21 protein-coding genes, 1 pseudogene and 1 riboswitch are annotated in these 21,149 nt (G+C 45.4%); of the genes and pseudogenes, 17 read left to right on the top strand and 5 right to left on the bottom strand.

Going from position 1 to position 21,149, the window contains the following annotated elements:
• Positions 1-84 precede the first annotated feature (84 nt).
• The 8 genes and pseudogenes from NSS94_RS07905 to NSS94_RS07940 all read left to right on the top strand — a co-directional run bounded on the left by NSS94_RS07905 (position 85) and on the right by NSS94_RS07940 (position 6,141).
• Positions 85-291, top strand: a complete 207-nt coding sequence (locus NSS94_RS07905; protein WP_069012835.1) for an aspartyl-phosphate phosphatase Spo0E family protein — start codon at positions 85-87, stop codon at positions 289-291.
• A 101-nt stretch (positions 292-392) separates the two neighbouring features.
• Positions 393-962 (top strand): hypothetical protein, encoded by a 570-nt coding sequence (locus tag NSS94_RS07910; protein WP_069012834.1) that lies wholly within the window; start codon positions 393-395, stop codon positions 960-962.
• An 18-nt stretch (positions 963-980) separates the two neighbouring features.
• Positions 981-1,544: a cob(I)yrinic acid a,c-diamide adenosyltransferase gene (locus NSS94_RS07915; protein ID WP_029516494.1), complete on the top strand. Its 564-nt coding sequence runs from the start codon at positions 981-983 to the stop codon at positions 1,542-1,544.
• A gap of 21 nt (positions 1,545-1,565) precedes the next feature.
• Positions 1,566-2,519, top strand: a pseudogene (locus tag NSS94_RS07920) (RluA family pseudouridine synthase); the annotation flags it as partial.
• A 12-nt stretch (positions 2,520-2,531) separates the two neighbouring features.
• The gene (locus NSS94_RS07925; protein WP_141695545.1) at positions 2,532-2,897 is read left to right on the top strand and encodes an arsenate reductase family protein; all 366 of its coding nucleotides are present in this window, start codon (positions 2,532-2,534) and stop codon (positions 2,895-2,897) included.
• 72 nt (positions 2,898-2,969) lie between these two features.
• A complete protein-coding gene (locus NSS94_RS07930) occupies positions 2,970-3,866 on the top strand; it encodes a 5'-3' exonuclease (protein WP_080710677.1) in 897 nt (298 codons plus the stop codon).
• 222 nt (positions 3,867-4,088) lie between these two features.
• Positions 4,089-4,967 (top strand): ROK family protein, encoded by an 879-nt coding sequence (locus tag NSS94_RS07935; protein WP_069012832.1) that lies wholly within the window; start codon positions 4,089-4,091, stop codon positions 4,965-4,967.
• 166 nt (positions 4,968-5,133) lie between these two features.
• Positions 5,134-6,141, top strand: coding sequence for an HRDC domain-containing protein (locus tag NSS94_RS07940; RefSeq protein WP_341039125.1), 1,008 nt, complete (start codon positions 5,134-5,136; stop codon positions 6,139-6,141).
• 160 nt (positions 6,142-6,301) lie between these two features.
• Here the strand turns inward: NSS94_RS07940 and corA are convergent, their stop codons facing one another.
• Entirely contained in the window at positions 6,302-7,237 is a 936-nt protein-coding gene (corA, locus tag NSS94_RS07945) for a magnesium/cobalt transporter CorA (RefSeq protein ID WP_023987788.1), read from the bottom strand.
• Between the two features lie 552 nt (positions 7,238-7,789).
• Positions 7,790-7,915: riboswitch (SAM riboswitch) on the top strand.
• A 118-nt stretch (positions 7,916-8,033) separates the two neighbouring features.
• On the opposite strand from corA, the gene metA reads away from it, so the two are divergent.
• The 4 genes from metA to mqnC all read left to right on the top strand — a co-directional run bounded on the left by metA (position 8,034) and on the right by mqnC (position 13,002).
• Entirely contained in the window at positions 8,034-8,951 is a 918-nt protein-coding gene (metA, locus tag NSS94_RS07950) for a homoserine O-acetyltransferase MetA (RefSeq protein WP_039269776.1), read from the top strand.
• A 125-nt stretch (positions 8,952-9,076) separates the two neighbouring features.
• Complete coding sequence (locus NSS94_RS07955; RefSeq protein WP_341039126.1) at positions 9,077-10,261, top strand: PLP-dependent transferase; 1,185 nt, start codon at positions 9,077-9,079, stop codon at positions 10,259-10,261.
• Positions 10,258-11,436: an aminotransferase class I/II-fold pyridoxal phosphate-dependent enzyme gene (locus NSS94_RS07960; protein ID WP_069012829.1), complete on the top strand. Its 1,179-nt coding sequence runs from the start codon at positions 10,258-10,260 to the stop codon at positions 11,434-11,436. Before NSS94_RS07955 ends, NSS94_RS07960 begins: the two co-directional genes overlap by 4 nt.
• Before the next feature lie 432 nt (positions 11,437-11,868).
• A complete protein-coding gene (gene mqnC / locus NSS94_RS07965) occupies positions 11,869-13,002 on the top strand; it encodes a cyclic dehypoxanthinyl futalosine synthase (RefSeq protein WP_029516502.1) in 1,134 nt (377 codons plus the stop codon).
• Between the two features lie 96 nt (positions 13,003-13,098).
• Here the strand turns inward: mqnC and NSS94_RS07970 are convergent, their stop codons facing one another.
• From NSS94_RS07970 to NSS94_RS07985, 4 genes are all read right to left on the bottom strand, one after another.
• Positions 13,099-13,962: a YitT family protein gene (locus NSS94_RS07970; RefSeq protein WP_029516503.1), complete on the bottom strand. Its 864-nt coding sequence runs from the start codon at positions 13,960-13,962 to the stop codon at positions 13,099-13,101.
• Positions 13,963-14,045: 83 nt separating this feature from the next.
• The gene (locus NSS94_RS07975) at positions 14,046-15,272 is read right to left on the bottom strand and encodes a cation:proton antiporter (RefSeq protein WP_341039127.1); all 1,227 of its coding nucleotides are present in this window, start codon (positions 15,270-15,272) and stop codon (positions 14,046-14,048) included.
• 4 nt (positions 15,273-15,276) lie between these two features.
• The gene (locus NSS94_RS07980) at positions 15,277-15,771 is read right to left on the bottom strand and encodes a cation:proton antiporter regulatory subunit (RefSeq protein WP_029516504.1); all 495 of its coding nucleotides are present in this window, start codon (positions 15,769-15,771) and stop codon (positions 15,277-15,279) included.
• 208 nt (positions 15,772-15,979) lie between these two features.
• Positions 15,980-16,375, bottom strand: a complete 396-nt coding sequence (locus NSS94_RS07985; RefSeq protein ID WP_029516505.1) for a hypothetical protein — start codon at positions 16,373-16,375, stop codon at positions 15,980-15,982.
• Between the two features lie 240 nt (positions 16,376-16,615).
• Between NSS94_RS07985 and NSS94_RS07990 the strand changes: the two genes are divergently transcribed.
• From NSS94_RS07990 to NSS94_RS08010, 5 genes are all read left to right on the top strand, one after another.
• The gene (locus NSS94_RS07990) at positions 16,616-17,497 is read left to right on the top strand and encodes a putative sporulation protein YtxC (protein WP_029516506.1); all 882 of its coding nucleotides are present in this window, start codon (positions 16,616-16,618) and stop codon (positions 17,495-17,497) included.
• Positions 17,498-17,558: 61 nt separating this feature from the next.
• Complete coding sequence (locus NSS94_RS07995) at positions 17,559-18,134, top strand: 3D domain-containing protein (protein WP_013309429.1); 576 nt, start codon at positions 17,559-17,561, stop codon at positions 18,132-18,134.
• Positions 18,135-18,218: 84 nt separating this feature from the next.
• On the top strand, positions 18,219-18,527 hold the full coding sequence (locus NSS94_RS08000; RefSeq protein WP_029516507.1) for a hypothetical protein: 309 nt from the start codon (positions 18,219-18,221) through the stop codon (positions 18,525-18,527).
• Between the two features lie 196 nt (positions 18,528-18,723).
• Positions 18,724-20,310, top strand: coding sequence for a S1C family serine protease (locus NSS94_RS08005; RefSeq protein ID WP_341039128.1), 1,587 nt, complete (start codon positions 18,724-18,726; stop codon positions 20,308-20,310).
• A 149-nt stretch (positions 20,311-20,459) separates the two neighbouring features.
• A complete protein-coding gene (locus NSS94_RS08010; RefSeq protein ID WP_029516509.1) occupies positions 20,460-21,149 on the top strand; it encodes a response regulator transcription factor in 690 nt (229 codons plus the stop codon).

The following is a 21,149-nucleotide window of genomic DNA, read 5'->3' on the forward strand; positions in this document are numbered from 1 at the left end:
ATAGTATTTTATTTCTAAATTTCTATGCTATAATTTGAAATCGATAGCAGGAAGTTCAATTTTTCAATTGTAGGAGGAATGCTCATGTCATATGTTGGATTTAATTCGTCTAGTTCAATAGGATACGACATTTCTCTGGAAGATGAAATTTTGTTCCTGCGCAATGAGATGATGCGGACGTTTCAGAAAGAGCAGTCCTTCACCTCTGATCTTGTCATTGAGATCAGCTGCAAGCTCGATTTGAAAATCAATGAATATATGAAGCTGTATGGTACGGAATGCAAGGTTTAACCGTGTGAAGTCAGCCAAATGTAAGAAGAAGGCCGTCGAGCCTTCTTTTTTTGCGTTCACAACTTATGATATATTAATGGCATGGAAGAGGGGGCGTACATATGAGAGCGGGGCTAAAAAGGCTATCGCCGTGGATCATCGGAATGCTGACACTTGTATTATTGGCTGGATGTGGGGGACGGGACAAGGACAGCTTCTCCATTTTTATTATGGATAAAGGGGATGCTTCAGTCATCCGTGAGGAGCTGGCACAAAAGCTTAAGGATAAGCTGGGTGAACAGGCTCCGACTATTGAGATTTCAGTCAGTCCGCTGTATAACCAGCAGAAGCTGGTTGTAGAATATGCGGCCGGGGAACATGATCTGTTTCTTTTGCCGGAAGAGGACATGAAGCTGTATGGACAGAATGGTTCGAATCTGCCGTTAGATGATGCTTTTGACAAGAAGACGTATGCCCGGGGCGTGTTCGAGGGCGGCGTATTTAAGAAGAAGGGGCAGGAGGAAGAAGGAACAGATGTGAGCAAGGAAACTCATTTGTTCGGAATTCCGGTGGAGCAGATGAAGATGTTTAAGGAGCTAAAATATAACTCCAAAACATTATTTGCTACCGTTCCGCCTCGTACAAGCAATAAGGAAGAAGCCATCAAGGTGCTGAAAGCACTTACGGAATGATAAAGGGGATGAAATGGAATGGGAATCTATACTAGAACAGGTGATGAAGGACAAACTTCTGTGATCGGCGGTCGAGTGTCCAAAGATGATGATCGTGTGGAAGCGTACGGAACAATTGACGAGCTGAACAGCTTTGTAGGACAAGCCATCAGCTTTGCCGAAGGGGAAGAGTTTGCGGATATTCGGACTCAATTGGAAGAAATACAGCAGGAGCTGTTTGATTGTGGTTCGGATTTGGCATTTGTTAAAATCAGTGAAAGCAAATATAAGGTGAAGGACGAGCTGGCAGAGCGTCTGGAAGGTTGGATTGATGCATGTCAGGAGGAAAATCCGAAGGTGGAGCGTTTTATTATACCAGGTGGTAGCACATTATCCTCAACGCTTCATGTATGCCGTACGGTTTGCCGACGCGCAGAACGCCGTGCGGTTACACTAGGTAAACATACGGACATCAATCCGGCGGTACGTCGGTATTTAAACCGCCTTTCCGATTATTTCTTTGCCGTCGCTCGCACAGCGAATGTCCGTCAGGGCGTACCCGATGTCGAATATGTGCGCAGCAAAAAAGTGTTCCGCAAATAAGGAGGCAACCGGGAATTTGTGATGAGCTTGTACTATGAACCTATCGTATATACGATCCCTCCGGAGGAGGAGGGCATGCTGTTGAAGACTATTTTACAAAAACGTATGAACATTTCTCGAAAGTTAATATCCAAACTCAAGCTGACCGAGCAAGGTATTATGCTGAACGGGACGCGTGTGTACATCAGCGTAAAGGTGAAATCCGGGGATCGAGTAGAAATTCGCATGGAGCGCGAGCGTTCTGATGATATTTTACCTGAACCCATTCCTTTTGAGATATTGTTTGAGGATGAACATCTGTTAGTGGTGAATAAGGCGGCGGGCATGATTGTCCATCCGACTCATGGTCATTACACAGGAACACTGGCTAACGGGGTTGTGCATTATTGGCAGACCAAGGGGGAGCTGTTCCGGTTTCGTCCTGTTCATCGTCTTGATCAGGAGACGACGGGGGTGCTGGTCGTAGCCAAAAATCCATATGTACACCAGCATATTTCTGAACAGATGATTGCGGGAACGGTGGATAAGCGCTATACGGCTCTGGTGCATGGGCGCCCTGAGCTGCAGGAAGGTAAGGTAGACGGACCGATTGACCGCAACCCGGATGATCCGCATTTGCGTATGGTGACTCCGGATGGTTATCCTGCCCTTACGCTGTATAAGCTGGAGGAAGTGTGGAACGGGGGAAGCCGTATCGGACTAAAGTTGGAATCCGGGCGTACGCACCAAATTCGAGTGCATATGACTTATATCGGCTGCCCGTTGATCGGAGATAAAATGTACCGGATTACACCTGATGATGCTGCGCAACGTGAGCGATATGATCAGCTTGATGTCAGGATGCCTCGACAAGCCTTACATGCTTCAGAGCTGTCCTTGGAGCATCCTGTAACCGGGGAGCGGCTGACGTTCTATGCTCCTCTACCTGACGATATGGCTGAAATGCAGGAGCTTTTAAGAGAAAACCAAATGGAGGTTAAACTAGCGATGAGCCAACTGAAAGTATATCAGTATTCTAAATGCAGTACCTGCCGTAATGCAGTGAAATGGCTGCAAAACAAGGGGCATGAGACGGAACTGATTCCTATTTTTGAACAGCCGCCCGGCCCGGAGGAATTGGAAGAATTGATTCGCAAAAGCGGGCTGGAGCTGAAAAAGTTTTTCAATACTAGCGGTGAGGTGTACAAAGAGTTAAAGCTGAAAGATAAGCTGGGAGACATGAGCCGTGAAGAGCAAATTTCGCTTTTATCCTCAAATGGAAGATTAATCAAACGCCCGATTGTAACCGACGGTAACAAAGTAACGGTAGGGTTCAAAGAGGAAACATTTGAGGGCACATGGGGAGCTCAATAACGCCCAATTTACCCCCACGATATGTTATACTGTGGGGGTTAAATATTATGATGAATGGGAGCAATACAATCTGTGACACAACGCAATGAACAATCCGTAATGCTGGTTGACGGCATGGCCCTGCTATTTCGCGCTTATTATGCAACCGCCGCAAACGGTTATATCCGTCGTACAAAAGCTGGGGTGCCAACGAACGCCATCTATGGTTTTATTCGATATTTTTGGGATGCAGTCCAAACCTTTAACCCTACTCATGTTATTTGCTGCTGGGACATGGGCGGAACAACATTCCGTGGGGAACATTTTGCTGCGTATAAAGGAAACCGAGCCGACGCACCCGATGATTTGATTCCCCAATTTACATTGATTCGTGAAGTGACGGACAGCCTCGGCATTCCCAACATTGGAGCGGAAGGCTTTGAAGCCGATGATTGTATCGGTACGCTTGCACGCCATTATTCGCAAAATGAGGACATGGATGTAATGATTCTCTCGGGAGATCATGATTTACTTCAATTAGTGGATGATCGGACACGGGTCATTATTATGAAAAAAGGCCACGGCAATTATATGGTATATACCCCGGAGACCCTGCTGACTGAAAAAGGACTTAAGCCACGCCAAGTGGTGGATCTTAAAGGCCTGATGGGGGATGCAAGCGATAATTATCCAGGAGTACGAGGTATTGGTGAGAAAACGGCACTCAAGCTGGTGCAGGAATACGACTCTATTGAGGGCATTCTGGAGAATCTGGATCAATTAACACCATCGGTCCGCAAAAAAATTGAGAGTGATTTGGATATGCTGCATCTTTCACGCAAACTCGCTGAAATTCACTGTGGTGTACCTGTAGCATGTGCTTTGGATAGTTGTCTGCTGACGTTGGATCACGTGCAAATTGTAGACAAGTTTGAGCAGCTTGAAATGAAAAGCTTGTGTACATTGATGGGTGTCGCAACCGGATCATAATGAAGCTATTAGGCTTGGTACGACAATTTAAGTAAAGTAAGTTATATAGGGATGCTGAGGCTGGATGCGTCAGTGTCCTTATTTGTATACCGTTATGTTAACGGAGTTATATCGTCTTGTGAAGGATTATATACAATTGCGATTAGGGGATTGACCTCAGGTACATTTCAGGTGAATATAGTGGAGAGAGAACCGGATTATCGAAAGGGGACAACAGCAACTATGACAGTATTGGGAGCAATTGAGGCAGGCGGTACCAAATTTGTATGTGGAATTGGCAACGAACGTGGAGAGGTACTGGAACGAGCGAGCTTTCCAACAACCACACCAGCAGAAACAATGGAGAATGTCATCGCATTTTTTGAAGGCAAGGGCATTGAAGCATTGGGCGTAGGATCGTTCGGGCCGATTGATCCTATCGAAGGTAGTGATACATATGGTTATATTACAACAACGCCAAAGCCACATTGGGGAAATTACAATCTGATTGGTAAACTGAAAGAGCATTTTGATGTGCCTATGGGGTTTGATACGGATGTGAATGGAGCAGCACTTGGTGAGTCTATTTGGGGTGCCGCCAAAGGATTGGACAACTGTCTGTATATCACGATAGGCACAGGCATCGGGGCAGGTGCTTTGGTTGGTGGAAAGCTGATACATGGATTATCTCACCCGGAAATGGGGCATATTCTGGTACGTCGTCACCCAGAAGATACTTACGAGGGGACATGTCCTTATCACGGAGATTGTTTGGAGGGTCTGGCAGCAGGTCCTGCGCTCGAAAAAAGATGGAAGGTTAAAGGACATGAGCTTTCTGTCGATCACCCGGCCTGGGAAATGGAAGCGTACTATCTGGCACAGGCTTTAATGAGCTATGTATTAATCCTGTCCCCGCAAAAAATTATTATGGGCGGGGGAGTAATGAAGCAAGACCAATTGTTCCCGCTCATTCGTACCAAACTACAAAAACTTTTGAACGGATACGTGCAGCATTCGAGTCTGACAACAGGTATTGAGCAATATATCGTATCTCCAGGATTGGGTGATAATGCTGGATTGTGCGGTGCTCTGGCATTGGCAAAGGAAAAACTGAATCATTAGAATTTAGGGTTGACGGCACTCCAAGGTACGGTTATTATATAGGCAACAGTATAGTACGGCTCAAAAAGGGAAGCACCTTTCTTGCGAATACGCAGGATAGGTGCTTTTTTTTGCGTTTTTGTGTTGTGCGGGACTGTCTTTCAACGATATGAGGGAGGAAGAAATCATGGAGATAGTATTTTTAAATCGCTTGTCCAAACGGAATGAACAGGGCTATGAGGACTTTGCTCAGGTATGGATTGGGCAGCATGAAGGGGAATGGAGTGCAGGCTGGAGCACACACCATGTCCCGGATGAAAGTATAGACGACCTTTGGTATGAGGGAAGCTTGTGGCAGGAATTACTGCATGTATACCGTCATGAGCTGGCGCTCAAAATGGCTGAGGGCTACAGGCCCCTAATCCATGGTGTATTTCATGAGCAAGAAGGATCATCAGGACGAGGACAAACGCTGCAAAAGCTGTATTGCTACAGTGATTTGTTTCCACGTGATGAAGTGTATGAGCAATTGACGATGTGGAGACGGCAAAAAGCAGCAACGGAACGAAAAGCACCTTATTTTATCGCTACGAATCGATTGCTTCGACTCATTAGCGTTTATCTTCCCCATACCGAAGAAGAACTGTTGGAGCTGCCTGGTATGGGTCAGGGTAAGGTGTCGCAATATGGGACGGAGCTATTGGCTATTACGACACAAAATGACCGCACCACGCCATTTCCGTTGAACTGGGTAGCAGAGACGCTGGAAGAAGAAGTTTTTTTGTCATGGTTATACAAGCAAAAAGAGAACCAGTACAGGCAGGAGCTGAACAAATTCAGCTTAACTAGAACGATTATTGAAGGCATTTCGGACGGTCTTTCACTGGAGCATATCGGAATGAAGACAGGTTTGCATCGTAGAGAGATGATTGAAGCTGTGGAGCATTTGGATAGAGATGGTATTGATATGGACAAGCTGATCCACAAGGAATTGGTGAATGTATCTGAGGCGGAGCAGGCAGCTATCTGGTCTGCTTATGAAGAGTTGGGGGATACGTTGCTCAAGCCCGTCATGCTGAAAGTGTATGGGGAAGAAAAGGCAACCGAAACAGGACTGGATCAGATTTATGAGCGTCTGCGTCTGATCCGTATACGGTTTCGTCATCAGCAGGTACCCGGCCGACATGTTGGATAATATAGAACTAGTTGGATAAAGCTGGGTATTAAAGTATATTCAGGGTCCAACATACTAAAAAGCAGCAGCCAGTTCCTCACAGGACACGGCTGCTGCTTTTTATGACCAAGCTTGAAAATAGAAAAAAGTATCCAATTTGATACTTTTTCCCCTTTTATTTTTAAACCCAGTCTTTCTTACGGAAAATACAGAACATACTGACGCCTAATGCCACCATAATACCAATGACGACAAAATAGCCATAACGTGTATGAAGCTCAGGCATATTATCGAAGTTCATCCCATATATTCCGGTAATGACCGTCAATGGCATAAATACGGTCGTAATTGCTGTAAACACACGCATAATTTCATTGGCACGGTTGGCGATACTGGATTGATAAGCTTCTCGAAGGTTACCCATCAAGTCGCGGTAAGTTTCGAAAGTCTCCGAAATTTTCACAGCATTTTCATAAATGTCGCTAAAATATTTTTGCAATTGATCGTCGATGAGCCGCAAATCCCGCTTGTTCAGGGTATTGATGACTTCTTTTTGCGGGCCCAACACTTTTTTCAGCCACAGAATCTCACTGCGTAAGCCGATGATTTCGTTCAAATGCGACTTTTTCGTATGCATTAGAATATCTTCTTCCAGCTTTTCAATGCGGACCTCAATCCGGTCACCAACCAGAAAATAGTTGTCAACAATTAAGTCGACCAACAGATACATAAAACGGTCAGGCTGGCTGACTTCTTGCTCCCACAGCATAGGCTTGAGGGTACGAAGCTCATTGATTTTCTGCTTGGTCACCGTAATGATAAAATGGCGGCCGAGAAAAATGTTCAAAGCTCGCAAAAATATTTCTTCATCATCAAAACGAATGCTATTTACAACGATAAAATAATGGCTTTCATAAATTTCAATCTTCGGACGCTGTTCTTCTTCACTCAAACAGTCTTCTACTGCAAGATCATGCATGGAAAATAAAGGCTGGAGCACTGCCAAATCATCGACATCGGCATCAATCCAATAAAAACCTTCTGCCGGTGCAGTAAGCGCCATTTCAATTTCTTCGACAGGGGTAAAAACCCCGTTGTTGACCAAACGGATTTTCATATACGTCACTCCTTATGCTCCGCCGTAACGGAAATACGTTTACCTTAAGCATAAGGAATGGACTCAGTTAGCCAGTTAGCCGGTGCGGGTAAGCGTGCACTCTCATCAAAAGCCGGAGGCTTTTGGAGCATGCAGAGCCTGGCGTCCCGTCTTTCGGCAAGCTGAAGTCATTCCTATGCTGTTGTTCAGGGATCGCCGCCTATTCGGACTCGGGTCGCCTTCCATTCCGGATTCACCTCTCAAATGTTCTTTTTTTAGATTGCCACAGTATCGCAGGAAACACTCAAGTCTGCACTACTGCTCCATATTTTTGCCTAATAGCACTTGTATAGTATAACGCTCGGCCTACGGCCTTTCAAGCGCAAAATCATGGGCAAAATCAACAGTAGTGGCAAGAGCTTCAGCGATAGGAGGGATATGATTTAACCTATGGAAAAGGTAGACAAAATGTGAATGCAGGTTACAAATTTGCAAGTCCCATCTTGACGAAGCCCAGCCGATGCATTAAAGTGAACAACAAGAACTTTGTGAACCCAAAATGAATATAGCGAAATCTTATCAAGAGCAGGTGGAGGGACTAGCCCGATGATACCCGGCAACCGGCGATTTTAATCGCACGGTGCTAATTCTTGCAGGACGCGCGCTTTGTACAAAGCGCGTTGCCCTGACAGATGAGAGAGGCGCATATGGATACAAATATGACCTTTCTCTAACCAGAGAAAGGTCTTTTTATTATATGCCCGGCATCTCAACAAGACGATTTTCGCAAAACTTACCGAACAAGGAGTGAGTTTACATGCCGATTAAAATCCCAGACACATTACCTGCTAAGGAAGTGCTGGAGGGCGAAAATATTTTCGTAATGGATGAAAGCTTGGCTTATCATCAGGATATTCGTCCGTTGCGTATCGCCATTTTGAATTTAATGCCTACAAAGGAAACGACGGAAACCCAACTGTTGCGCCTGGTCGGCAATACGCCGTTGCAAGTGGATGTCACGCTGGTGCATATGAAGTCTCATGTATCCAAAAATACATCGCAAGAATATTTGAACATGTTCTATAAAACGTTTGACGAGATCAAGAACAGTCGTTTTGACGGCATGGTCATTACAGGAGCCCCGGTTGAACAGCTTGAGTTTGAGGATGTGAACTACTGGGAGGAAATCCGGCAAATCTTTGAATGGACGAAAACGAATGTAACTTCGACCATGCATATCTGTTGGGCCTCACAGGCAGGCTTATACCATCATTTCGATGTCCCTAAATATGGGCTCGACTACAAATGCTTCGGTGTATTTCCACACACCGTGATTAAACCTAAAGTAAAATTGTTACGCGGCTTTGATGAACTGTTTTATGCTCCTCATTCCAGGCATACGGAGGTTCGTCGGGAAGATATTGATCATATCGCCGAATTAGAAGTTTTATCCGAATCCGAAGAAGCTGGAGTGTACCTCGTAGCCACGCTTGACGGTAAACAAATTTTTGTAACTGGGCATTCTGAATATGACCCGCTTTCACTGAAATGGGAATACGACCGCGATGTAGCCAAAGGAATGGATATTGAAGTCCCCAAAAATTATTTTCCTAATGATGATCCTGAGCGCACCCCCCCCTCAATTTGGCGGGCGCACGCCAATTTATTATTCTCGAATTGGCTGAACTATTATGTATACCAAGAAACACCTTATGATATCGGGCCCCAGATTTAAAAAAGGAGCATGTAGTTTACCTTTGTAGAGTATCACCTTGCAGTAGCGCAGCAGTATAGTCTTTGACATCCATTTTTGCAGGATTGGTTATAGCACCCACTATGGAAGTTAACAGGAGGATTCATATGAGTGAGAAACAGTGGAAAATCGAAAGTAGATTGGCACAAATCGGTTCAGTAGAAGAGCCAGTAACCGGGGCTGTTAATTACCCGATTTACCAATCTACGGCGTTCCGCCATCCCCGTCTGGGTCAAAGCACAGGATTTGATTACATTCGGACGATCAATCCCACGCGAAAGGTACTGGAAGAGGCTTCTGCTGCACTTGAATCGGGTGATGCAGGCTTTGCATGCAGCTCAGGTATGGCGGCGCTGCAAACGGTATTTGCATTGTTTGGACAGGGAGATCATCTCATAGTATCGCTGGATCTGTATGGCGGGACGTATCGTTTGCTGGAGCATATTTTGTCTAAATTTGGTGTGACAGCCAGTTATGTGGATACGAACGATCTTGAAGCGCTCGAACAGTCATGTCGACCGAATACCAAAGCTGTATTCATAGAAACGCCTACAAATCCGTTAATGATGATTACTGATATTCGAGCGGTGGCTAAATGGGCATCACAACATCAGTTGCTTACCATTGTAGATAATACGCTGCTAACGCCATATTTCCAGCGGCCATTGGAACTGGGCGCGGATATTGTGGTACATAGCGCAACCAAATATTTGGGCGGACACAACGATGTGCTGGCAGGGTTGATCGTAACCAAAGGCAAAGAGCTATCAGCTGAAATTGCATTCCTGCACAATTCCATAGGGGCAGTGCTTTCCCCAAGCGATTGCTACCAGTTAATGAAGGGCATGAAGACGTTAGCGCTGCGTATGGACCGACACGAGCATAATGCAACAGTGCTGTCTAACTATTTACTGACGCATCCGGCTGTGGCGGAAGTATTTTATCCAGCTCTAGAAGGCCATCCAGGTCGTGAGATTCAAAATAAACAATCCAGCGGAAATACGGGTATCTTTTCCTTTAAAGTAAAGGATGCTCGTTATGTGGAACCTTTGCTTCGTCACATTAAGCTCATTGCGTTTGCGGAAAGTCTCGGCGGTGTGGAATCGTTAATGACCTATCCCGCTGTGCAGACACATGCGGACATACCAGCAGAAATTCGGGATGCAGTCGGGGTAGATGACAGGCTGTTGCGTTTCTCCGTAGGCATTGAGCATACAGACGACCTAATTGAAGATTTACGTTCGGCGTTGGAAGCGGCACGTCAAGAAGTAGAAGGAGGAGAGCTGCAATGATAGAGGATGCGAGGAGGATCGGGCAGGATCTGAACAAAGAGCGGAAGTTCGCTACCAAGCTGCTGCATTTTGGCTCTGAAATTGACAGCGTTACGGGGGCATCGAGCGTCCCGATCTATCAAGCTTCTACCTTCCACCATCACGATATTTTTAATCCTCCACAGCATGACTATAGCCGTTCAGGTAATCCGACACGACAAGCTTTGGAGGATTATATCGCTTTATTAGAAGGCGGGGCGTGCGGTTTTGCCTTTGCATCAGGTATGGCGGCCATCTCTACTACATTTATGCTCTTGTCTGCTGGAGATCATGTCATTGTTTCCGAGGACGTATATGGAGGAACATATCGACTGCTGACCTCCATTTTGAAACGGATGAATATCGAAACGACCTTCGTCGACATGACGGACCTCAACCTTGTGAAAGATGCGTTGCAGGAGAATACAAGGGCTGTATATATGGAAACTCCGTCCAATCCGACACTCAAAATTACCGATGTGGCAGGAATAACTTCTTGGGCACAGGACAACGGGCTTTTAACGTTATTGGATAATACTTTTATGACACCTTATTATCAACGTCCGATTGAGCAGGGAGTTGATATTGTATTGCACAGTGCGACCAAGTTTCTGGGCGGACACAGCGATGTGCTGGCAGGACTTGCGGTAGCACGTACCGAATCGTTGGGAAGACAAATCAAGCAGCTCCAAAATGGACTGGGTACCGTGTTGGCTCCGCAGGAGTCATGGTTGCTCATGCGCGGTATGAAGACACTGGAGGCTCGTATGGCTCACAGCGAAAAGAGCGCAGCGAAGCTCGCTAACTGGCTGAACGAGCGCAACGACATTGAGGCGGTATACTACCCGGGTCTGGAGAATCATCCAGGGCGTGAAGTTCATGAGCGCCAATCCAGCGGTTATGGTGCAGTGATATCTTTTGATGTGGGTTCTGGTGAGCGTGCAAAAGAAGTCCTCAGTCGCGTACGTATTCCAATTGTAGCGGTGAGTCTGGGAGCTGTGGAAAGCATCTTGTCGTATCCGGCGATGATGTCACATGCGGCTATGCCCCATAGTGTACGATTGGAGCGCGGGATTACGAACGGACTACTCCGTTTCTCCGTAGGTTTGGAGGATATTGACGACCTGATCAGTGATCTGGATGAGGCGCTGCGCTAGAGCGTTAGCACATCCGCAGCATCTTTGTCGTTTTCACGCTGAGAGCAAATATGTACAGTACTAAACAGCAAGTTTCCAGTATTTCAGGAGGCTTGCTGTTTTCTATAAAATAACATGAACGACAGTGTGAAAAAAGACACTTTTCAGTTCTGTTTTCTTATTTTTTGGCTATATGCAACGTTGAGATAAGCTTGGCAGTTGCCTGTTTTCCTAGGTGAAAAGCAGAAAGAAGCGGGAATAAGTATGGTTCCTTACCTAAAGATATGTTAGTATTATCATTAGGTTTTACTATGCTAAATAGCACAGACAACATACAAGGCTAGTCATGAACATACATTACGGCAGGGTTCGAACGCAGGTTTGTGAAAGCATTCTCGTTCATAAGTCCTGTCGTTCATTTCGTCGCCCTGTGACAGCGAAGGAGGATACACCATGAGTGTAATCGACCATATTTTAGATAAAGCCCTACGCGGCGAACGCCTGAATTTAGAGGATACCGTTGCTTTGTTCGAATCAGACGAGGTAGAAAAAATCGGTCATGCGGCGAATAAAGTCATGAATCGCATGCATCCCGATCCCGTTAAAACCTTCGTTATCGGACGAAATATTAACTATACAAACGTGTGTGACGTATACTGTCGCTTCTGCGCTTTTTATCGTAGACCAGGTTCTGATGAAGGTTATGTTTTGCCGGATGAGGTGATCTTTCAGAAGATCAAGGAAACGCAGGAAGTAGGTGGCACCGAAATTCTAATGCAAGGCGGTGTGAACCCGAATCTGCCGTTCAGTTATTATACCGATTTGCTGAAAGGTATCAAGGAGCGTTTTCCCGATATTACGATGCACTCCTTCTCGCCAGCTGAAATTCACAAAATGAAGGAGAAATCTGGTCTTTCTATGGAAGAAACAATCCGCGCCATTCATGAAGCTGGATTGGATTCGCTTCCGGGCGGAGGTGGAGAAATTTTGGATGACCGCACACGCCGCAAAATTAGCCGTCTCAAAGGCTCTTGGCGTGATTGGATGGATGTCATGCAAACGGCTCATAAGGTTGGGATGAACACGACTGCTACGATGGTTATTGGCTTTGGCGAGTTGATGGAGGAGCGTGCGCTGCATTTGTTGCGTGTTCGTGATGCTCAGGACGAATGCATTGAAAACAAATATAATTCTGAAGGATTTTTGGCCTTTATTCCTTGGACCTTCCAGCCAGACAATACCAACCTGAAGAAGGAACGTCAGACGCCGGAGGAATATCTGAAGACCGTTGCGATCAGTCGTCTTGTATTGGATAACATCAAGCATATTCAATCCTCATGGGTAACTATGGGACCTGAAATCGGTAAAAAATCGTTGTACTACGGTTGCGATGATTTTGGTAGCACCATGATTGAGGAAAACGTAGTTTCCGCTGCAGGCGCAACGTATAAGGTTAACATTGAATCCATTTTACAGTTGATCCGCGAGACGGGTCACATTCCGGCACAGCGTAATACCCGTTATGATATTATTCGTACTTTTGACAGTGCCAGCAGTATTGAACATGATTTTATCATGCAGAATTAATATCCGTTAATATAGTGTTCATTACAAAACGCCTATCTGTACTAATCGTTATACATAGATTAGTGCAGATAAGCGTTTTTTTGATGTGTTACTTTGCTATGCTTTCCATCGTTTCATATACATGATCTCAGCTTGCGGGTCTGCCATTTGGATGACTGCCTTAAAGCGCTGCAAATCCAACAGATGAACGCTGTAAACGATGACCATTTGTTCTTTTTTATCCTCAGATTCGCTTTTGATCTTGCCCTCTATCTGGGCAGAGCCTTCAACAGGCGTGCTGTGTATACGCAACCTGCGATATATAGCATCCTCGACGGTTGGCTGCTTCTTGCTGACAACACAAACCATACGCGTCAGACCGGTAAACATCAGCCGGGTCGTTTCGTAGGCGGCGAGGCAGGATAAGGCTGAATATAGAGCTGGCTCCCAGCCTAGCACAAAGCCAGCTGTAATGAGCAGCAGACCGTTACATAGCATAACAATCTGTATTAACGGAATCTTGCGGTGTGTTAGCAACAATGTGGATGGACGGCCATCGCCTGGTTCGTTAAGTCCTAGTGAATCAAGCAGACCACCGTGACGAGCTGCCAGTCCTGCGCCAAGACCGATACAGATTCCGCCGCCCAAAGCACATACGACCGGATGGCCGCTCACTGCCGGAAAAGGCGAAAGAATGATGGCTGAGCCTGAAAAGGCGAACAAGCCGGGTAGTGCACGGAGCAGCATGGGTTTGTGAGTGGATAAAGAATACAGCAGCATGAGTGGCAAGTTCAAAACGAATAGCAATAACCCAAAATGCTCTTGTGTATAAAGCGACATGAGTCTGGAGATCCCCGTGACGCCTCCAGCGATCATATCATGCGGATGCAAAAACAATTCCAGACCGACGGATGCCGTAATTCCGCCAATCACCGTATAAAAGACAGGGAACCTGCTCGCATCTTCTGAAGCGGGCTTCACAAGCCGCCTCATAGAGTTTCGGCATGTTTAATAGCGTGCGGCATAGCCTTCCCTCCTATGGATTGTCGTATCCAGCTTTACAGTTACGCCGAGTTACTTTCTTCTTTTCGTAGGCGGGGGTCCTTGAACTTGAATATTTTGTTTAACATATTAAAAATAGGTTTTGACTGCTTTGTGAGAAGTGGTCCAAGAATGGCCAGTATGAGTACATAGATGGCTGCAAAAGGTTGAACAATATCAAGTAAACCACCTTCTTTACCCAAGTTGGCCATGATAATCGAAAATTCACCCCGTGCCACAATGGTCAGGCCGATATTTGCTGACGCTTTGGGAGATAAGGAGGCCGTACGCCCAGCCAACATTCCTGCCCAAATGTTCCCAAATAACGTGAGAACGACTGCTGCCAGCGCAAGCCATATCGCGTTTCCTCCTAGGGACAGTGGATCAATGGATAGCCCAAAGCTGAAAAAGAACAGAGCGCCAAAGAAATCGCGGAAAGGAACAATTAAATGCTCGATCCGTTTGGCATGTTCCGTTTCGGCCAGTACGAGACCGACTAACAGGGCGCCGATAGCTTCCGCCACATGAATCGTTTCCGAAAAACCAGCCACCAGAAACAGGGAGCCGAAAACAACAAGTCCGAATACCTCATTGGAGCGAATACGGAGAAACCGATTTAACAGAGGGACGGCCTTACGACCGATAATAATGACTGCAAGCATAAAGCCAAGCGCGATTAGCGCTGATAGCAGTACACCCCCGAGCGAGGATGAATCGCTAAGAACCAATCCGGAGAGGATGGAGATGTATACGGCGAGGAAAACATCCTCGAACATAATAATGCCCAAAATCATTTCAGTTTCAGCATTGGCAGTCCGCTTGAGATCTACCAGCACCTTCGCAGCAATAGCACTGGATGATATGGTTGTAATTCCGGCGATAACCAGTGTTTCTGCTACAGGAAAGCCGCTCAGGAAGCCAAGAGCCAGCCCCAGTGTGAAATTGATGCCAATATAAATGGTGCCACCCACGGCAATGGAGCGGCCTGATTTAATTAACCGACCTACTGAAAACTCCAGACCCAAGTAGAAGAGAAGAAACAGCACTCCGATTCTTCCCATAAAATCAATAAAAGGGGCGCTTTCGATAAAGCGAAAATCAAAATGCCATAGCTCCATCGCATGCGGTCCAACTGCCATTCCGATCAGGATATAAAAAGGGATGACCGAGAAGCGCAGTTTGGAGGAAATAAGTCCGGCTGCAGCGATGAGAGCAATAGCCAATCCAACCTCAAATACCAGATGATCCATCCAATCACCCGCTTCCGTTCATAAGGATTTGTTTAAAGCGTTTTTGCTGATCGCGTTCCCCAACAACAACTACAATGGCATCATCGTTAATAATCACTTCAGGACCAGGATTTACATATTTCATTCCCTTTTTCTCCACAATGGCAATAACAGTGGCTCCCGAATTTTGTCTAATATCCAGCTCACCGATGGATTTGCCAACACTTGCATAGTGAGATTCCACTCTATACCATTCGATAATAAAATCGTCAAACGTCATTTCTACACTTTCAAGCTGTTTCGGCTTATATGTCATACCCCCGATGATGGAGGCTACCAATCGTGCTTCCTGATCATTCAGGGTTGTCATAGAAATACTTTGTTCCAAATCCTCGTAATCAAAGTGATACAACTCACGCCTGCCATCATCATGAATAATAATGACAATTCGGTCGCCACTCTCTGCATCTATTCGATACTTAATCCCGATTCCTGGCAAAATAGACTCTCGAATATCCATTTGTAAAGCCTCCTGTACGATACGTTATTTAAATGAATGGTATGGGAAATAAATCACATGCTTTGGGAGTGACATGAAAACTTTCTTTTTGTATTAAATTTTATAAATTAACATAGAAAACCTGATAAATATACTTAACGTATTACACTTATTGGGAACGGTTAACAAATAGACATGCAAATGTAGTGATGTGCATGCTTAAGGGAGGTTAAGCCACATAACTAGAGGTAAATTTGATGGGGAACAAGTACAATTGCTTCTTTAGTTTGCAAATGACAGGAATAAAAGGCAGACGTAGTTTAGGGATGCTCAATAGCAGCACAAACGCCATCAAAATGACAAAGGGAAGTGATTTGGCCGCAGCGATCACCAGATGAAGTAAAGGGGAGGATTTGCGTATAGCTGGTTTGGGATGGTGCTCCAGACCGTGAGAATCGGTTTCTAACGAGGAAACATCAGCATGAGACAGGAGAGAAGATCCCGCAGTAAACTGAAGGGATTGAGTAGTGTCTTCCGCATGAAACGTCACAGGAAGGGACAAAATCTGAACGAGGCTCAATATGACGATCATGAATGTACGCAGCATGTTCAGCATCGTTGACATCTTATCTCCTCCCTCTTGTGAAAAATTCATATTAATTTAACCTTAACATACCCCACCCTAAATATTCAAACGTCTTTCGTTTTTTTCCTATACCACAGTAATTGTTTATAACACGCCAACCGGCTTTTTGAAACCTGATCATCCTCTTTTGACTATGTCTTTCTGTTTCCAGTCGTTCACTTCGTATAACCCTTCAGAGGCCGCCATATACTGAAAGCAGTGATCGAAAGGAGTGAGCCAATGGAACTGTTTACAGTGTGGACCAATACAGACGGAGATCAGGAACCCGACCGGTTTTACGAAGTGGTCAAAAGTAGAACAAAGGGACTACATATGTCACGGCGCGGATTTCGATTCACTTTCAGACAGCTGGACAACAAAGTGGCATGGACCTGCAAGGGCACAGAAAGCAATTCGGCGTTTGAAAGCTTTCTCCCCTGTGTATACAGCATCATGTCTTCGGCAATAGCGGATTATATTATCGAGGTCAAGGAGTGGGGGCTGCTTAATCTCATTCTCACCAAAGCCTGTTCGCTGCTGGAGAAAGAGGATACAGAGCAAATTCGCAGTATGATTCGTTCACTGTTAAACGATGATGGCCCGAGAGGTCGTTTGAAGCGTCATGGTAAGCTGACCACTCTCCTGGAGAAGGATTTTAAGGAGCTTCGTGTGATCAATTTGGAAGGACTGATTCAATTTAGGCTCCATGCGTATAAAAAAGAGCTTGAAGAAATCGTCGACTATGCCATGGAAGAATTCTGGGCAGATCGGCAATACGAAGAATTTATGGGGTTGCTTAAATATTTTGTTTTTTTTCAGGAAAGCAAAGTTCCGCTCGTACACGTACTTCACCAAGGCGGACATAATTTTACGATTCTGGATAGTGCCATGGTGCCGATACCGACTCCCGATGCAGATGACATCATTGTCGAGATGCCAGGCATTGAACTGGAAATGGAGGTCGAGGATCGAATCGTGAGCACCCTTATTTCGATTTCTCCTGCTTCCATTATATTGCATACAGACGATGAGCACACCCCCATAGTGCGGACACTCCTGCATATTTTTGAAGATAAAGTGAAGCTGAGCAGATTTTATCCAGGTCAGGATGTTCAAAAATAATAATCTGTTCGTATAAACCAATGGATTTCTGGAAAGCCTTTGCCTCAAGGGGAGGTTTTTTATGAGATCCATGTTGGTATGGAAACGGATTTTGGGAACCGTGCTAATCGCAACCTGTCTGGTATTGCCCGGTAATGAAGTTTACGGTCACAAAGAACCGGTCCAGCATAAGAAATGGCAGTCCACACCTGTTTTAGCTCCACGTGAAGAGCAGGTTATTACGACCATGACGGTCACAGCAACAGGATATACAGCAGGCTATGAATCGACTGGCAAACGGCCAAGTCATCCCGGTTACGGTATTACGTATTCCGGTGTAAAAGTGCGTCGTGACAAGAACACGCTGTCTACGATTGCGGCTGATCCCAAAACGTTTCCTTTGGGAAGCATATTGTACATTCCTGGTTATGGATACGGGATTGTAGCAGATACAGGTTCTGCGATTAAGGGCAATAAAATTGATTTGTATTTTAAAACAACCCGGCAGGTGTATTCTGAATGGGGCAAGAAAGATGTGGATGTTCAAATTATAAAAAAAGGTAACGGAAAATGTACGGAAAAGATGGTGAAATCGCTCCAAAAGGCGATAGAAACGCATAAAACCATTCCGACCGCGACACTGGATGCTTCCATATAATCCTTGAATATTGTTTTTTCCAACATCACATACTATGTTGCGGGATGAGTTTATCCCACAAAACATACTGGGAGGTTGAGAATTATGCCAAATCAAGGCGGAAGTTCTTTCACGAACAAAGGCTTCAATGCAAGCACAGGAAATCAGTTCAAAGCGGAATTTGCACAAGACAATACGGTAGGTGTTGTTTCACAAAAGGTAAAGCAGTCTGAACAAAATAAAATTCAAGACAACTTCCAGACACCAAATGAGAAGTATGATGAAGAATTTGCAACAGATCAAGGCGGTACAGGTGCAGTAGCACAAAAAGTTCAAAACTCTAGTCGCAACAAAATTCAAAACAATGCTCAAACACCGAATGAAAAGTTCGACGAAAACTTTAACACGAAATAAAAAAGCATATACAATCGATAATGCTCCGGATTATATCCGGGGCATTTCGTTTTGAGTAAAAGTGGTTAGGTACAAATAGGTCTAAGGTTTTATCTCCTTTTTAATTGTTTTTAAGGTGGAATTAAGGTTTAAAGTGCAAAATAAAGTCAGTTAAACAACACCACCTTGAAGCATAGGGTTTGGGAGGAGATATACAATGGACGAATTTAAAAATAATAACTCCGGACGCCGGAACGACAACGATCAGGTTGATACCGATAACGTAACTCGGCAAAACGATTCGAACGGTTCCTCATATTATTATTCTTACGGCCCTTTTTCTTCAGTTCAATCGGACGGACAACGTAAGGAAGGGCAGTCGGTGGAAAAAGATGTTGAGATCACGCCACCGCAGGCAGTAAGACCCCTTCCTCCCTCATACCATCGTGCTATGCCTGAGCAACAGAATGGTTCGGGTCGAAATGGCGGCAACTGGCAATTCAAACCGAATAAGCCCAAGTCGCAGGTGAAAACAATTTTCTTATCTTTTTTGGCCGGGATGCTGGTCATTACGGTATTGATGTATACAGCTGACCGAACAAATATGTTCACACCCGAGACGGCGTTGACTTCGGCGGCAGCTGAAAGCGGAGAAACGACTAATTCGGGAACAACCAGTTCGACTCCAAGCGCAGTTCCGGCTGTGATGCCTTCAGGTACCGCTGATGTTCAATCTGTTGTGGCTAAGGCTGGACCGGCAGTCGTCAAAATCGAAACGCTTGCCAAACAAACCAGTGGCAGCAGCGGCAGACAAAGCAGCCCTTATTACAATGACCCGCTGTATCAATACTTTTTCGGTAATCAGTATGGTGACAGTGGCAGTAGCAGTAACAGTAATGAAAATGAAGGTAGCAACAGCGGACAGCTGACTCCGCTTGGTATTGGTTCCGGTTTTATTTTTGATAAATCGGGTTACGTCCTAACCAATAACCATGTTGTTGAAGGGGCGAGTGTGGTTCAGGTTACAGTAGAGGGAACTAATAAGCCTTACGAAGCCAAAGTCTTGGGCAAAAATGCTGATCTTGATTTGGCGGTACTTAAAATTGAAGGCAAAAATAACTTTCCGACAGTAACTTTGGGTGACTCCGATAACGCTAAAGTCGGCGAGTGGATGGTCGCAATTGGCAACCCTGAAGGCTTTGAGCATTCGGTAACAGCCGGGGTGCTAAGTGCGAAAGAACGTACGATCACCATTAATAGTGAATCAACTGGAAAACCGACGCAATACAAGCATCTCATTCAGACGGATGCGTCCATTAACCCTGGTAACTCTGGCGGACCGCTGTTAAATCTGCAAGGGCAAGTTATCGGTATGAACGTAGCTGTTAGTGCAGACGCACAGGGAATCGGGTTTGCGATTCCGTCCAATACGATTTTGGAAGTCGTCGATAAGCTGAAAAATAACCAGCCTATCCCTAAAGAACCTGTACCTTTCATTGGTGCAAGTCTGTTAAATTTGAGTCCTGAAGTAGCCAAAGAACTGGGAACAACCCTGACCGAAGGCTCGGTTGTGCGGGATATTATATACAAATCACCAGCTTATCAGGCTGATCTGCGTCCTTACGATGTGATTATCGGAGCCAATGGCACGCCTTATAGCACATCACAAGAGCTGATCCAGTTCATTCAAAAACAAAAAGTGGGTACAGCACTGACGCTTAACATCGAACGAGCTGGGCAGAAAAAAGATGTTCAACTGAAAATTGGCAACAAAAATGACTTTAGCTCGACGCTCCAGCAATAAGATGATAACTTTACAAAAATGAACATGTGCACGCAAGAAACGGAAGGAAGATCCCTTCCGTTTCTTGCTGTATGAAGTAGCAAGATGCTACGCGCGTGTACTCCTGCTACAATAGAGGGAAAAGAAGAGATAAAGGAGTTCGATCGTGTATGCGTTCTACTATTTTGATCATTGATGACGATGAAAAAATTGTTTCCATGCTGCGCAGAGGGCTGGCATTTGAAGGCTATGAAGTGCTGACAGCCGCCAATGGAGCAGAGGGATTAAATAAAATGCTGACAGCTGAGCCTGATGTAGTCGTGCTGGATGTAATGATGCCGCAAGTCGATGGTTTTGAGGTATGCCGTCGCATGCGGGAGGGGGGGAGCACGGTACCTGTCCTAATGCTTACAGCCAAGGATGAGGTTGAGAATCGGGTTAAAGGCTTGGATCTAGGGGCCGATGATTATCTCGTCAAGCCGTTTGCTCTGGAGGAGTTGCTGGCACGAGTGCGAGCGCTTTTGCGGCGTAAAACCGAACAACAGGGCAATAACGGAAATAGACTTACCTTCGAGGATTTACAACTGGATAACGAATCCCGTGAAGTGGTTCGTGGCGGCAAACGCTTGGAACTGACGGCCAAAGAATTTGAACTGCTCCATTTGTTCATGCAAAACCCGAAGCGTGTTCTGTCGCGTGATCTGATTATGGACAAAATTTGGGGCTATGACTATAGCGGAGAATCGAATGTGCTCGAAGTATATATTGCCATGCTACGACAAAAAACGGAGCAGGATGGCGGTAAACGTCTCATTCGTACAATTCGGGGAGCTGGCTACATTTTAAGAGGTGATGTGTAA

Origin of the sequence: Paenibacillus sp. FSL L8-0644, assembly GCF_038008165.1 — a bacterium.
GTDB classification, from domain to species: Bacteria; Bacillota; Bacilli; order Paenibacillales; family Paenibacillaceae; genus Paenibacillus; species Paenibacillus polymyxa_D.